Raw genomic sequence first — 12,902 nt, 5'->3', positions numbered from 1 at the left:
CCTGGTCACCGTCACCGGCGGGCACCCGTCCCCTCAGCCCGCCACCGCCAACTCCCGCTCAGGCACCCGCAGATACCCACCCCGCTCCAGCAACCCGACCGCCCCCGCACACAGCACCCCCGTCGCGGCCAGCGCCACCCACGGCAGCCACACCACCCCGGTGTCGAACAGCGCGCCCACCCCCAGGTTCCCGACGGCGATCGCGATCCCGGACGCGGTGTTGTACGCGCCGTAGTACGTGGCGACCAGGCGCTCCCCGGACAGCCGCACCACGGTGTCCATCTCGAACGGGTAGAGCAGCGCCCCGCCCCAGGCGAGCAGCGCGGCACACAGCACGAGCCCCGTCACCGCGTACACCCGCGCACCGAAGCCGTCCGCCGCCTGCGCGCCCTGCCCGTACAGCCCGGGCAGCACCGGCAGGAACGCCGCCCCCATCACCGCAAGGCCCAGCGCGATGGCCCGCGGCCCCGAGAGCCGGCGCTTCGCCCAGGCCGTCAGCTTCAGCTGGCCGGACAGCGCGGCCAGCGCGGACACCGCGAAGACCGCCCCCGTGACCAGGCCGGTCCGCTCGCCGAACACCTCGCGCGCCCGCAGCGGCAGGGCGAGGTACACCTGGAAGGCGAGCACGTAACTGCCCGACATCGCCACCGCGAAGAGCAGGAACGGGCGGTTCGCCGCGATCGAGCGCCAGTCCGCGAGCACCGCACGCCAGGCCGGCTCCGCGCTCCGGTCGGCCGGTGCCCGCGCGGGCAGGGCCCGGGCCTGGAGCAGAGCGAGCGCACCGAAGATCACCGCGGAGGCCGCGCACACCGCCCTGAAGTCCCAGGCGAGCAGGGCGAGTCCGGCGAGCGGACCGACCAGGATCCCGGCCTGGTAGAAGACGTTGAACGCGGCGAAGGCCTCCACCCGCCGCTCCTCGCCCGCCTCGGCCGCGAGGTAGGCCCGTACCGCCGGATTGAACAGCGCGCCCGCAAGACCGGTCAGCGCCGAGGCCACGATCAGCGCGGGCAGCGACTGCGCGAAGCCGAGCAGCGCGAAGGCCACCGTCCGCAGCCCGCACCCGGCCAGGATCATCGGCTTGCACCCGTAGCGGTCGGCGAGCGTGCCGCCGACCAGGAACATGCCCTGCTGCGAGAGGTTCCGCACCCCGAGCACCAGTCCCACCGCCCAGGCCGCGAGCCCGAGTCCGTGCCCGAGGTGGTCGGCGAGGTAGGGCATCAGCATGTAGAAGCCGAGGTTGATGGCGAACTGATTGACCATGAGCAGCCGTACGGCCGGATCGAAGGACGCGACCTGCGCGCGCAGCCCCTTCACCGGACACCCGCCCCGCGCGCCGCGACCGCGGTCCTGCCGAGCGGATCGCGCACGCGCCGGCACCGCGTCCAGTGCGTCACCGCACGGGCGCCGGGGTCCGCGATCTCATCGGGCTCCGGCCGCGGCACCGCATCCGAAATCCCTTGCTCCGCACACCAGTTGTCGTTGTAGACCGTCTCCAGATAGCGGTACGGGCCGTCGGGGAACACCGCCGCGATCCGCGTCCCGGGCGCCGAGGTGCGCGCCGCCCAGCCCGCGACCAGCGCGACCGCGCCCACGCTCCAGCCGCCCGAGGCGTAGTGCCGCCGCGCCAACTGGCGGCAGGCCCACACCGCTTCACCCGGCGCCACCCAGTGCACCTCGGCGAAGGCCCCGTAGTCCACGTTCGCCGGATGGATGCTGGAGCCGAGCCCGCGCATCAGGCGCGGACCCGCGGGCTGCCCGAAGATCGCCGAGCCGACCGCGTCCACGCCGATCACGCGCAGGCCGGGGGAGTGCTGCCGCAGTCCGGCGGCGATCCCGGCCGAGTGCCCGCCGGTGCCCACGGCCACGACGAGGATGTCGATCCGGCCGAGCTGGGCGGTGAGTTCGGCGGCGAGCGGCGCGTAGGCCGCGACGTTGTCCGGGTTGGCGTACTGGTCGGGGCAGTACGCGCCCGGGGTGGCGGCGAGCAGCTCGGCCACCCGCGCCTTGCGGGCCTCCTGCCAGCCGCCGGTGGGATGCGGCTGCTCGACGCGGTCCACCTGCGCGCCGAGCGAGGCGAGCAGCCGCACCATCGCCGGCTCCATCCCGGGGTCGGACACCACGGTGACCGGATGTCCGTACGTGAGCCCGGCCAGGGCGAGGCCGAGCCCGAGTGTGCCGCTGGAGGACTCGATCACGGGCGCACCCGGCGCGAGCTCCCCGCGGCGCCGGGCCTCGCGGATCATGTGCAGGCCCGGACGGTCCTTGATGCCGCCGGGGTTGGCCCCTTCGAGTTTGGCGAAGAAGCCGCGCCCGTGCGGCGCGAAGGGCTGGTCCACCCACAACACCGGGGTGTTGCCCACCAGTTGGGCGGGGTGCCGGGCGACGACCGGGACGGGGGTGTGCACGGCGGGGCCGGGGGAGTCCGGCACGGGGTCGAGGGGGTCGAGCTGTTCGAGCAGGTGCAGGGCGTTCATGGCGTACGGCTCCTACGTGCCGTGGGCGCGCGAGGGCGCGGGGCACGGGATGAGAGGGCGGTTCGGGTACACGCGGACGCACCTCGGCCGCACCGCCTCCCGGTTGGGAGAGGAGGGTGGCGCGAGGTGCGGGGGCGTGCCTACAGCCGCCAGATGCCGAGCGAGGACCGGTCGCCGTCGCAGCCGGGAGGCCCGGCGGGTGGGCGGACGGCCCGCACGGGCGGCGCGCGGTGCGCGTCGTGGACCGCGGGCGCGGAAACGAACACGGCTGGCAGCTCGGGCAGTTGAGGCTCCTGCGCGCCGCCCGGGTCGCGCGGCCGGTCCACGCTGTGGTCGACGTGCCGGCTTCCGTCGTGCTCGTGAGCGGGGTTGGGGGTGAGCTGCTCGGGGTTGGGGGCTAGCTGCCCGGGGACCGCTGTGGGCGGGGCCGTCCCGGCCCCGGCGTCCTGTCCCGCGCCCTCGTTGTGCCCGGCGCCCGGGCCCGCGTCCTGCCCGGCGGCCTGATGCGGACCGGCCGCCGCGTGGTGCGCGGGCGGGCAGATCGCGACGACCCCGACGTGCGGCCCGGCGAACGGGGCGCTGTGCGCGGCGCTCGCGAGATGGGCCGTGATGAGCACGGCGAGCAGCGGCACGAGCGCGAGACGGCCCCGCCGCACCGCCCGCACCAGCACCCGCCACGCCTCGATCATGTGCCGACCGTAATTCAGCCGTTACGTGACGTCACGTTTCTGCGGGGCCGGATCGCCCGTACGTGGCGGGTCCGCGGGCTTGTGCGATGCTCGACCGGGACCGGCGCGTCACCCGTAGCCGACTGCCGCCACCAGCTATTCGGAGGCACCAGATGACCCGCTCGAACGAGATCGCGCCGCAGGGCGGCGGTGAGAGCCAAGTCGCCTTGCCTGACCGGGTGTACGAGCTTGCCCCGGCGCCCGGACGCGGGCGCGTGAGCGCCTTCGGGGAGGCCGTGACCAGGGACGGCGTCACCGTCATCCCGGTCGCCGAGATCTTCGACTTCGGCGGCGCGACGGGCCCGGACGGGCAGGGGCAGGGTCGTGGGCAGGGGCAGGGAAGCGGGCCGGGTGCGGGCGCGATGTCGGGCGCCCACCCGATCGGCTACATCGAGATCAGGAACGGCACGGCCACGTACCACCCGCTGCGCACCCCCTGGCAGCGCGTCGCCCTCCCGCTGGCCGCCCTCGCGGCGGGCGCGGCGGTGCCCGCGCTGGTCCGGTGGCTCGGCCGGTGGAGCCGCTAGCCGTCGGGTGAGGGAGGCCGGAAGCCGGCCGGGGGCCGGCGGCCTCAGTACGCCACCGTGGCGCAGTACCGCTCCGCCCACGCGGACGGCCCGTGGGAGTTGGCTGCGCGGACGGTCACGCAGATCTCGTCCCCGGAGAAGGGGCCCTTGATCGTGTAGCTGGTGGCGGCCGTGGAGTACGTCGTGTCCACGTTCTTCTGCGTGAAGTTGCTGCCCTTGTTGGTGTAGTGGATGTCGTAGCGGGTCGCGCGCGGGACCGCGTTCCAGCTCACCTTGATGGGCATGTCGCAGGCGCCGACACAGGAGTTGACGTACTTCAGGTCGTACGCGGTGAGGTTCGGCGGCGGGGAACCCGCGGCGGATCCGCCCCCGCCGTCGGACCCCGACCCCGAGCCGGATCCCGAACCGGACCCGGATCCCGAACCCGAGTCCGCGCCTCCGGCCGCGGCGGCGGAGCCCTCGCCGGTCGGTGCGCCGCCCGAACCCTGCGCGGCGCCGTCCGAACTCCCGTCGCTCTCCCGGGCGTTCGGGCTGTCACCGCCCTGCCCGTCCTCCTTGCCCTTGCCCTTGTCCTTGCTCCCGTCCTCGTCCGGGCCCTTCTCGCCGCCGGAGGGCGAACCCGACGGCGTACGGGCGGACTCGCTCCCACCGGGCGTCGCACTGGCGCTGCTGCCCGGCGGCTGCGCACGGCTGCCGTCCCCGCCGTTCCCGAACGGCTGGAGCAGGGCGACCGTGCCGCCGCCGACGGCGAGCACCGCGACGACGGGCAGCACGACGACCGTGCGGCGCCGCCGAGGCCGTCCCTCGCGGGTCGCGGTGCCGGCCCCCGCTCCCGTGCCGCCTCCGGTGTCCGCTCCTGCACCTTGTGGCCTGAGCCCGACGGTCGCGCGGTCCGCTGGGGCCGCCGGGTCCGCTGCCGCCGCCCGTACCGCCGGCGCCGCGCCCTCCTCACGCAGCGGCGAGGCCTCCGCATCAAGCAACTGGGCGGACTGCTGGGCGAGTTGAGCGATCACCGCGGCGGGCAGCCACGCGCCACGTGCCGTGACCGGCCGCGGCAGCTCCGGGTCCGCCACCAGCTCCTCGACGCCCGGCCGCAGCGCGGCGTCCTTGGTCAGGCAGCGCGCGATCAGCGCCCGCAGCGCCGCGTCCTCGACCTCCGCCAGATCGGGGTCGCCCTCCACGATCTGGTACATCACCGCGTGCTGGTTGCTCGCCCCGTGCCCGAACGGCAGCCGCCCGGTGGCCGCGTACGTCAGGACGCAGCCGAGCGTGAACACATCGCTCTTCACTCCCGCGCGCTGCCCGCGTATCTGCTCCGGCGACATGAACCCCGGCGATCCGACGGCCATCCCCGTGCTGGTGAGCAGCGACTCGACGGAGGCGTCGAGCGCCCGCGCGATCCCGAAGTCGATGACCTTGGTGCCGTCGACGGTCAGCATCACGTTGGACGGCTTGAGGTCGCGGTGCACGATGCCGGCGCCGTGGATGTCGGTCAGCGCCTTCAGGAGGCCGTCGGCCAGGGCGTACACGGACTCGGCCGGCAGCGGTCCGTGCCGCCGTACGACCTGATCGAGCGAGAGCCCCGGAACGTAGCCGGTCGCCACCCACGGCGGTTCGTCGTCCGGGCCGGCGTCGAGCACCGGCGCCGTGTGGCGCTCGCCGACCCGCCGGGACGCCTCGATCTCCTGGCGGAAGCGCGCCCTGAACTGGCGGTCGGAGACATGCTCCTCGTGGACCACCTTCACGGCCACGGTCCGCCCGCGTTCGGTCCGCGCGAGGAACACCCGGCCCATCCCGCCCGCGCCCAGCCGTCCGAGCAGCAGATACGGGCCGATGCGCGCGGGGTCGCCCACCGCGAGCGGCGTGATCCCGCCGTCCGTCCCGTCGCCGGTCCCGTCGCCGGTCCCGTCGCCCGTCCCGCCGTCCGTCCCGTCGTCCGCGCCGTCGTACGTCCCGCTCATGATGTTGTCGCTCCCCCGACTCCGCGCGCCTGGTCCCGGCGCAACGCCGTTGAGGATAAACGGAGTTGGCCGCGGCGAGGCAGGCACCCCTGTATTGACAGTCATCGATGCAGGGCGCACTGTTGATTCGAGAAATCTCGAATCAGTGGAGGTGTGTCATGGCCGATGACTCCGCGGATCTGCGCAAGGCCGTGCGCGAGCGCTACGCGGCCGCCGCCTTGCGCGCCGGAACCGCCCCGGCCGGCAGCGGGCGGACTGCCGGGTGTTGTGGCGATGCGTGCTGCGGCCCGGGGGACGTGGTGGAGGCCGGGTTCGGATCGGCCCTGTACGCGGCGCAGGAGCGCGAGACCCTTCCGGTCGAGGCGCTCGCGGCCTCGCTGGGTTGCGGGAACCCCACGGCCGTAGCCGAACTGCGCGCCGGGGAGAGGGTGTTGGATCTCGGCTCCGGCGGGGGCATCGACGTCCTGCTGTCGGCCCGGCGGGTCGGCCCCGGAGGCCGCGTGTACGGCCTGGACATGACCGACGAGATGCTCGCGCTCGCCCTGGCCAACAAGGAGAAGGCCCGTGCGGACAATGTCGAGTTCCTGAAGGGGTCCATCGAGGCGGTCCCGCTGCCTGCCGGCACCGTCGACGTCGTCATCTCGAACTGCGTGGTCAATCTGTCGACGGACAAGCGGGCCGTGTTCGCCGAGATGTTCCGCGTGCTGGTCCCGGGCGGCCGCATCGGCATCGCGGACGTGGTGGCCGAGGACGCCCTCACCGCCGAGCAGCGCGCCGAGCGCGGCGAGTGGACCGGCTGCATCGCGGGCGCGCTCTCCTTCGCGGAGTACCGAACGGGCCTCGCCGACGCGGGATTCACGGACGTCGACCTCGCGCCGACGCACCAGGTCGCGGACGGTATGCACTCGGTGGTCATCCGCGCGTCGAAGCCGGCAGCTGCGGAGCCCGCAGCCGCGGAGTCCGCAGTCGCGGAGCCCGTCGAGGCGTCGGACGTGCGGGGCTGACCGGGGCGTCGGACGTGCGGGGCCGGCCGGGGCGTTGGAAGCGCGGGGCCGGCCGGGGCGGGTCTACGAGGCGTCGATCTCCGCGATCAGCGTCTCGATCCGCTCCCTGATCGCCTCGCGGATGGGCCGTACGGCTTCGACGCCCTGGCCGGCCGGATCGTCGAGCTGCCAGTCGAGGTACTTCTTGCCGGGGAAGACCGGGCAGACGTCGCCGCAGCCCATCGTGATCACGTAGTCGGAGGACTGCACCGCCTCCGTGGTGAGCACCTTCGGGCGCTGGGCGGAGATGTCGATGCCGACCTCCCGCATCGCCTCCACCGCCGCCGGGTTGACGTGCTCGGCGGGCAGGGATCCGGCGGAGCGCACCTCGACCCTGTCGCCCGCGAGGTGGGAGAGGAAGCCGGCGGCCATCTGGGACCGTCCGGCGTTGTGCACGCAGACGAACAGCACGGAGGCTGCGGGGGTCGACGTCATCGCTTCTTCCTTCGTCGGCTCGCGATTCGGCTCGCGGTTCGGGTCCGGGTCGGTGCCCACGGTTCGGGCCGCGGCCGCTCTCGGCGGTACGGTCCGGACCGCTCCCGTCGGTTCAGTCCCTGCTGGTATCAGCATCGGCTGATGTGACAGTATCAGCCCATGCTGACATCAGTCGACGCTGAACTGATGCGGGTGCTCGCCGACCCGCTCAGGCTCCGGATCGTGACGCTGCTCGCCCGCGAGACCCTCTGCACCACGCACCTGGTCGAGGAGACCGGCGCCAAGCAGACCAACCTCTCCAACCACATGAAGGTGCTGCGCGAGGCGGGCGTCGTGGAGACCGAGCCGTGCGGCCGGTTCGTCTACTACAGGCTGAGGCCCGCGATCCTCGACGCCCTGGCCGGCTCGCTCGGCGAACTGGCCGCCACTGCACGGGAAACCGTGGAGACCGGACGCAAGAGGGCCTGCTGATGACCTCCACCGAACCCGTCACGACCGGCGGAGGGGATACGGAGGAGGCGGGCGTCGTCGCGCGCCTGTCCACCCTGGACCGCTTCCTCGCCGTCTGGATCCTGCTCGCCATGGCGCTCGGCCTGGGCCTCGGCCGGCTCGTCCCCGGCCTGGGCGACGTGCTGGCCGCCGTGGAGATCGGCGGCATCTCGCTGCCGATCGCGCTCGGCCTCCTGGTCATGATGTATCCGGTCCTCGCCAAGGTGCGCTACGACCGGCTCGATGCCGTCACCGGCGACCGCAGGCTCATGGTCTCCTCGCTGGTCGTCAACTGGGTGGCCGGGCCCGCGGTGATGTTCGCGCTGGCCTGGATCTTCCTGGCCGACCTGCCGGAGTACCGCACGGGGCTGATCATCGTCGGCCTCGCCCGCTGCATCGCGATGGTGATCATCTGGAACGACCTCGCGTGCGGTGACCGCGAGGCAGCCGCCGTCCTCGTGGCCCTCAACTCGGTCTTCCAGGTGCTGGCGTTCGGCCTGCTCGGCTGGTTCTACCTCGACCTGCTGCCCGGCTGGCTCGGCCTGGGCGAGGGGCAGGCGCTCGACATCTCGATGGTGAAGATCGCGGCGAACGTCCTCGTCTTCCTCGGCATCCCGCTCCTCGCGGGCTTCCTCACGCGGCGCCTCGGCGAGCGCAGGCTGGGGCGCGAACGCTACGAGTCCGGCTTCCTGCCGAAGATCGGGCCGTGGGCGCTCTACGGGCTGCTCTTCACGATCGTCATCCTCTTCGCCCTCCAGGGGCGGACGATCACCTCGCAGCCGCTGGACGTGGCGCGGATCGCGCTGCCGCTGCTGGTGTACTTCGCGCTGATGTGGTTCGGGACCTTCGCCCTGGGCAAGGCCGTCGGGCTCCCGTACGACCGCACGGCCACCCTCGCGTTCACCGCGGCGGGCAACAACTTCGAACTCGCCATCGCCGTGGCCATCGCCACCTTCGGCGTCACGTCCGGGCAGGCGCTGTCCGGTGTCGTCGGGCCGCTCATCGAGGTGCCGGTGCTCGTCGCGCTCGTCTACGTATCCCTGGCCTGGCGGCGGAAGTTCACCGCGGGCTGACCGGCGCGGCACCATGCGAGCGGCCGGGCACCACCGACGGGTGGTGCCCGGCCGCGCGCGTGAAAGGCGGGTCAGCGACCCGCGGCGGTGAGGACCTGCCCCATCGCGGCGAGCACGCCCGGCTCCACGCGGTAGTACACCCAGGTGCCGCGCCGCTCGGAGCTGAGCAGGCCGGCGTCCTTCAGCTTCTTGAGGTGGTGCGAGACGGTCGGCTGCGACACTCCGACATCCGAGATGTCGCACACACACGCCTCACCGCCCTCGTGCGAGGCGACCAGCGAGAACAGCCGCAGCCGCACCGGGTCGCCGAGCGCCTTGAACATCTTCGCGGCCCGCTCGGCCTCCTCGGCGTCCAAGGGCCGCTCGGTCAGCGGCGGGCAGCACGGGGCCACCCCTTCGTCCGGCTGGTCCAGGACGGGCAGTTCGGCGGCGCGTGAGGTCGGCATGCCTCAATATTGACATCCGTCGAATCAGCATGGCAAGCTCACCGCATCGCCTGATTCGACAGATGTCAAATCAGCGGTCGCCGACAGGCGGCCGTCGCGGCAGCGACCGCTCGGTACGCCCGCGCCACCGCAACCCCTGCGCACCACCCGCCCCGTCCTCGGAAACCACCAAGCCCTGGAGAACGTGATGAGCGAGAGCACCCCCGCCTCCCTGCCGACCGTGGTCATCGGCGCCGGCCCCGTCGGCCTGGCCGCCGCCGCCCACCTCGTGGTGCGCGGCATCCAACCGCTCGTGCTCGAAACCGGGGCCGCCGCCGGCAGTGCCGTCCGCGCATGGGCGCACGTACGGCTGTTCTCGCCCTGGTCCGAGGTCGTCGACGAAGCCGCCGAGAAGCTCCTGGCCCCCACTGGCTGGGTCCGCCCCGACGGCGCCGCGTACCCGACCGGCGGCGACTGGGCCGAGCGCTACCTGCAGCCGCTCGCCGACGTCCTGGGCGACGCGGTCCGCTACGGCGCGACGGTCACCGGCGTCTCCCGCTCCGGCCGCGACCGCGTCGTGGACGCCGACCGCGAGCGGCAGCCCTTCACCGTCCACGTCCGGTACGCGGACGGCCGCGAGGAGCGCCTTCGCCCGCGCCGTCATCGACGCCTCCGGCACGTGGTCCACGCCCGGCCCGCTCGGCGGTGACGGCCTGCCCGCCCTCGGCGAGCAGGGGGCCGCCGACCGTATCTCCTACCGTGTGCCCGACCTCGACGACCCTGCGGTGCGGGCCCGTTACGCGGGCCGGCGCACCGCCGTCATCGGCTCCGGGGCCTCCGCGTTCACCGCCCTCGCACAGCTGGCCGGCCTGGCCGGGGAGGCTCCGGGCACGCACACCACCTGGATCCTGCGCCGCGGCATCTCCGGATCCACCTTCGGCGGCGGTGCGGCGGACCAGCTGCCCGCCCGCGGTGCCCTGGGTCTTGCCGCCAAGGCCGCCGTCGACGCCGGCCACGCCGACGCGGTGACCGGTTTCCGTACGACAGCGGTCGAACGGACCGACGACGGCCGGCTCGTCCTGGCGGCCGAGGACGGACGCCGCCTCGAACCCGTCGACGAGATCATCGCGCTCACCGGTTTCCGGCCCGACCTCTCCTTCCTCGCCGAACTCCGCCTCGGCCTCGACGAACGGCTTCAGGCCCCTGTCGCCCTCGCCCCGCTCATCGACCCCAACGTCCACTCCTGCGGCACCGTCTACCCGCACGGCGTGAACGAGCTCTCCCACCCGGAGCAGGACGTATACCTGGCCGGCATGAAGTCGTACGGCCGCGCCCCCACGTTCCTCGCGATGACCGGGTACGAGCAGGTCCGCTCCATCACGGCGGCGCTCGCCGGGGACCGGGCCGCCGCGGAGCGCGTGGAACTCACCCTGCCCGAGACCGGCGTGTGCGGCGGAGCCGGCCTGTTCGACGGCCCGGCCGGCCCGGAGACCGCCGAGGGGTGCTGCGGAGCCCCCGCCACCTTGCAGATCGGCGCACCCGACTCGTCCTCGCAGGGCGGCTGTTGATGACCTCCACCGGACCCGCAACTAGGGTGCACGAATGACGTCGATCAAGAAATTCCAGGTCACCTTCGACTGCGCCGACCCCGAACGTGTCGCCCTCTTCTGGTGCGAGGTGCTCGGATACGTCGTGCCGCCGCCCCCGGAGGGCTTCGCCTCCTGGACCGAGTTCGACCAGTCGCTCCCGCCGGAGCAGCAGGGCTCCGCTTTCGCCTGCGTCGACCCCTCCGGCGAGGGCCCGCGCCTGTTCTTCCAGCGCGTGCCGGAGGGCAAGGTGGTGAAGAACCGCGTGCACCTCGACGTGCGCGTCGGCACGGGCCTGGTGGGCGACGAGCGCTTCGCGGCCCTGGATGCCGAACGCGCCCGCCTGGAGAAGCTCGGCGCGACGGTCGTCCTCGTCCAGCGCGCCGACGGCTTCAACGAGTCCTGCATCACGATGCAGGACGTGGAAGGAAACGAGTTCTGCCTCGACTGACCCCCGAAGGCGGCCGTCCCCAGGGCGGCCGCCACCCCGACGGAGGTTCCACGATGACCCTCGAACCGGACACCGGACACACTCCGCCGTCGGCTCCGCCTGCCTGGATCCCTACATCCTGCACCCTGCCCACCGAGGCCCGGCCCTTGCGCCTCGCAGAATGGGACGCCCTCTTCAGCACACACCTGAGGTCCCTCACCCACCCGGACCCCTGCCACCTGCGCCTCACGCTGAAGCCGGCGCCGGAAGCCGAAGCCTTCTCCGAACTCGCTCACCACGTGCGCGACTTGACGGATCACGAAGCTGCCTGCTGCTCCTTCTTCACCTTCACGGTGACGACCGAGCTCGCAGCGAAGGCGGTCCACCTGGAGGTCGCCGTGGACGAACCCCACGCCCCGGTGCTGACCGCCTTGAGGCACCGAGCGGCGGCGGCCGCCCCCGGCCTCCTCAGCACTGCCAGAGAAACGCAGCCTTCACACAGGCCCGACAGCTGAAGACATAACTGAGCCCACCGCCACCGAAGTTGGCACTGGTCTCGTGGTCGTACCCCTCTTCGAGGGAGGCCAGGAAGGCCATCGGCTCGGCACACCCCGGGCAGTCGGGCGTCTCGTCCCCTTGCAGCCAGACCACGTCACCGCCCAGCTGCCCCAACACCTTCTCCCCGTCCCCGACTTCACCTTCGGGCCGCGGCAGCAACAGGGAGACCGCACCGAGCAGCGTCTCCCCCTCGGCAGGCACGACCGCAGGCGCCAACTCGGCGAGCCCACCGGTGAACAGATACGCCCGATTCCCCCCACCCACGGCATCCCAGTCATCACACAACCCGGGATCGTTCTGACAGAAGAACACCGACACGGCCTCCGACGCCGCCGCCTCCTCCCCGCCCCCGACAGGCAGGTGGGCGAGGAACTGCATGGCCCCCTCGCACTCGGCGCACTCGGGCCACTCGAACCCGTCCGGCACGAGCGGCACCCCGCCGGTACGGAGCACGGGCGCGTCAGCAGCGGTCTCCCCGCCGTAGGTCAGCAACATGCGCACACCCTAACGACCTCCCGAGCGCGCCCTCCCGCCCGCTAGTGTCGGCCCCATGTCCAGCCCAGGAGACGTACCGCCGGAGATCCTGAACCGCCTGCGCCCGATCTGCGGTCAACTGCCCGAGGCGTACGAGGAGCCGGCCTGGATCGGCCTGCGCTGGCGCATCCGCACCCGGACCTTCGCCCACGTCTACGCCCCGGACCCGGACCGCCACCCGGCCTACGCCCCGTACGCGACCGCGGACCGCGAACTGACCGTGGTGTCCTTCCGCGTCCCCGCCGACGACCTCCTGGGCCTCACGGTCGCAGGCTTCCCCTTCCTGCGCGCCGGCTGGGGCCAGAACGTCGCCGCCGCCATCCTCGGCGACCACACGGACTGGCAGGAACTCACCGAACTCCTCACGGACAGCTACCTCCAACTGGCCCCGAAATTCCTGGCGTCCAGGGTGCTGCTTCCCGAGGGGCTGCAGTGAAGTGGCCGCCAGCAGGTGGTTGATCGAGTCGGCGTCCTGGCCGAAGCTGTCGGCTGGATGGTCGGGATATCTGCTGCTGGAGAAGGGATCTCCCGGCCATGGAACAACCGACACCGGACGCTGTCACCTCCCCCGCATGCACAAGCCTGCGGCGGTAGTTCACCGCGCCCGACGCGTCGAAAAGCCCAAGCCGGAACCTCGTG

14 protein-coding genes and 1 pseudogene are annotated in these 12,902 nt (G+C 72.9%); 8 read left to right on the top strand and 7 right to left on the bottom strand.

The window, feature by feature from the left end:
* Positions 1-33 precede the first annotated feature (33 nt).
* The 3 genes from BLT97_RS20335 to BLT97_RS20325 form a co-directional block, all read right to left on the bottom strand.
* Positions 34-1,314, bottom strand: coding sequence for an MFS transporter (locus BLT97_RS20335; RefSeq protein WP_093612302.1), 1,281 nt, complete (start codon positions 1,312-1,314; stop codon positions 34-36).
* On the bottom strand, positions 1,311-2,474 hold the full coding sequence (locus BLT97_RS20330; RefSeq protein ID WP_093612300.1) for a pyridoxal-phosphate dependent enzyme: 1,164 nt from the start codon (positions 2,472-2,474) through the stop codon (positions 1,311-1,313). Before BLT97_RS20330 ends, BLT97_RS20335 begins: the two co-directional genes overlap by 4 nt.
* 140 nt (positions 2,475-2,614) lie before the next feature.
* Positions 2,615-3,163 carry a hypothetical protein gene (locus BLT97_RS20325; protein WP_093612298.1) on the bottom strand — a complete coding sequence of 183 codons (549 nt, stop codon included), beginning with the start codon at positions 3,161-3,163 and terminating at the stop codon, positions 2,615-2,617.
* Between the two features lie 152 nt (positions 3,164-3,315).
* Here BLT97_RS20325 and BLT97_RS20320 point away from each other — a divergent pair, with 152 nt between their 5' ends.
* The gene (locus BLT97_RS20320) at positions 3,316-3,729 is read left to right on the top strand and encodes a hypothetical protein (RefSeq protein WP_093612296.1); all 414 of its coding nucleotides are present in this window, start codon (positions 3,316-3,318) and stop codon (positions 3,727-3,729) included.
* Positions 3,730-3,773: 44 nt separating this feature from the next.
* Here BLT97_RS20320 and BLT97_RS20315 read toward each other — a convergent pair whose 3' ends face one another.
* On the bottom strand, positions 3,774-5,690 hold the full coding sequence (locus tag BLT97_RS20315; protein ID WP_093612294.1) for a protein kinase domain-containing protein: 1,917 nt from the start codon (positions 5,688-5,690) through the stop codon (positions 3,774-3,776).
* Positions 5,691-5,848: 158 nt separating this feature from the next.
* Between BLT97_RS20315 and arsM the strand changes: the two genes are divergently transcribed.
* Positions 5,849-6,694, top strand: coding sequence for an arsenite methyltransferase (gene arsM / locus BLT97_RS20310; protein WP_093612292.1), 846 nt, complete (start codon positions 5,849-5,851; stop codon positions 6,692-6,694).
* Between the two features lie 63 nt (positions 6,695-6,757).
* On the opposite strand, the gene BLT97_RS20305 is transcribed toward arsM, so the two are convergent.
* Complete coding sequence (locus BLT97_RS20305; protein ID WP_093612290.1) at positions 6,758-7,168, bottom strand: arsenate reductase ArsC; 411 nt, start codon at positions 7,166-7,168, stop codon at positions 6,758-6,760.
* A gap of 159 nt (positions 7,169-7,327) precedes the next feature.
* Here BLT97_RS20305 and BLT97_RS20300 point away from each other — a divergent pair, with 159 nt between their 5' ends.
* Both BLT97_RS20300 and arsB read left to right on the top strand, forming a co-directional pair.
* Positions 7,328-7,639: an ArsR/SmtB family transcription factor gene (locus tag BLT97_RS20300; RefSeq protein WP_093612288.1), complete on the top strand. Its 312-nt coding sequence runs from the start codon at positions 7,328-7,330 to the stop codon at positions 7,637-7,639.
* Entirely contained in the window at positions 7,639-8,730 is a 1,092-nt protein-coding gene (arsB, locus tag BLT97_RS20295; protein ID WP_093612286.1) for an ACR3 family arsenite efflux transporter, read from the top strand. The genes BLT97_RS20300 and arsB overlap by 1 nt, the downstream gene beginning before the upstream one ends.
* A gap of 71 nt (positions 8,731-8,801) precedes the next feature.
* Here arsB and BLT97_RS20290 read toward each other — a convergent pair whose 3' ends face one another.
* Complete coding sequence (locus BLT97_RS20290; protein ID WP_093612284.1) at positions 8,802-9,176, bottom strand: ArsR/SmtB family transcription factor; 375 nt, start codon at positions 9,174-9,176, stop codon at positions 8,802-8,804.
* A 187-nt stretch (positions 9,177-9,363) separates the two neighbouring features.
* On the opposite strand from BLT97_RS20290, the pseudogene BLT97_RS37910 reads away from it, so the two are divergent.
* The 3 genes and pseudogenes from BLT97_RS37910 (at position 9,364) to BLT97_RS20270 (ending at position 11,686) form a co-directional block, all read left to right on the top strand.
* Positions 9,364-10,723, top strand: a pseudogene (locus tag BLT97_RS37910) (NAD(P)-binding domain-containing protein).
* A 34-nt stretch (positions 10,724-10,757) separates the two neighbouring features.
* Complete coding sequence (locus tag BLT97_RS20275) at positions 10,758-11,192, top strand: VOC family protein (RefSeq protein ID WP_093612278.1); 435 nt, start codon at positions 10,758-10,760, stop codon at positions 11,190-11,192.
* Between the two features lie 53 nt (positions 11,193-11,245).
* A complete protein-coding gene (locus tag BLT97_RS20270; protein ID WP_093612276.1) occupies positions 11,246-11,686 on the top strand; it encodes a hypothetical protein in 441 nt (146 codons plus the stop codon).
* On the opposite strand, the gene BLT97_RS20265 is transcribed toward BLT97_RS20270, so the two are convergent.
* The gene (locus tag BLT97_RS20265; RefSeq protein WP_093612274.1) at positions 11,640-12,224 is read right to left on the bottom strand and encodes a hypothetical protein; all 585 of its coding nucleotides are present in this window, start codon (positions 12,222-12,224) and stop codon (positions 11,640-11,642) included. The genes BLT97_RS20270 and BLT97_RS20265 overlap by 47 nt on opposite strands.
* Before the next feature lie 55 nt (positions 12,225-12,279).
* Here BLT97_RS20265 and BLT97_RS20260 point away from each other — a divergent pair, with 55 nt between their 5' ends.
* The gene (locus BLT97_RS20260) at positions 12,280-12,699 is read left to right on the top strand and encodes an MmcQ/YjbR family DNA-binding protein (RefSeq protein ID WP_093612272.1); all 420 of its coding nucleotides are present in this window, start codon (positions 12,280-12,282) and stop codon (positions 12,697-12,699) included.
* Positions 12,700-12,902: the final 203 nt, after the last annotated feature.

This window comes from Streptomyces indicus (assembly GCF_900100315.1).
In the GTDB taxonomy this organism is placed as follows: Bacteria; Actinomycetota; Actinomycetes; order Streptomycetales; family Streptomycetaceae; genus Streptomyces; species Streptomyces indicus.
Note: the sequence above shows the minus strand (reverse complement) of the source record. Positions and strands in the feature narration are given on the sequence as shown.

Excerpts from the sequence above, each read along its gene's own strand:
- arsM (WP_093612292.1), top strand. The coding sequence starts at position 5,849 with ATGGCCGATGACTCCGCGGATCTGCGCAAGGCCGTGCGCGAGCGCTAC.
- BLT97_RS20290 (WP_093612284.1), bottom strand. The coding sequence starts at position 9,176 with ATGCCGACCTCACGCGCCGCCGAACTGCCCGTCCTGGACCAGCCGGAC.
- BLT97_RS20305 (WP_093612290.1), bottom strand. The coding sequence starts at position 7,168 with ATGACGTCGACCCCCGCAGCCTCCGTGCTGTTCGTCTGCGTGCACAAC.
- BLT97_RS20265 (WP_093612274.1), bottom strand. The coding sequence starts at position 12,224 with ATGTTGCTGACCTACGGCGGGGAGACCGCTGCTGACGCGCCCGTGCTC.
- BLT97_RS20270 (WP_093612276.1), top strand. The coding sequence starts at position 11,246 with ATGACCCTCGAACCGGACACCGGACACACTCCGCCGTCGGCTCCGCCT.
- BLT97_RS20275 (WP_093612278.1), top strand. The coding sequence starts at position 10,758 with ATGACGTCGATCAAGAAATTCCAGGTCACCTTCGACTGCGCCGACCCC.
- arsB (WP_093612286.1), top strand. The coding sequence starts at position 7,639 with ATGACCTCCACCGAACCCGTCACGACCGGCGGAGGGGATACGGAGGAG.
- BLT97_RS20330 (WP_093612300.1), bottom strand. The coding sequence starts at position 2,474 with ATGAACGCCCTGCACCTGCTCGAACAGCTCGACCCCCTCGACCCCGTG.
- BLT97_RS20320 (WP_093612296.1), top strand. The coding sequence starts at position 3,316 with ATGACCCGCTCGAACGAGATCGCGCCGCAGGGCGGCGGTGAGAGCCAA.
- BLT97_RS20325 (WP_093612298.1), bottom strand. The coding sequence starts at position 3,163 with ATGATCGAGGCGTGGCGGGTGCTGGTGCGGGCGGTGCGGCGGGGCCGT.
- BLT97_RS20260 (WP_093612272.1), top strand. The coding sequence starts at position 12,280 with ATGTCCAGCCCAGGAGACGTACCGCCGGAGATCCTGAACCGCCTGCGC.
- BLT97_RS20315 (WP_093612294.1), bottom strand. The coding sequence starts at position 5,690 with ATGAGCGGGACGTACGACGGCGCGGACGACGGGACGGACGGCGGGACG.
- BLT97_RS20300 (WP_093612288.1), top strand. The coding sequence starts at position 7,328 with ATGCTGACATCAGTCGACGCTGAACTGATGCGGGTGCTCGCCGACCCG.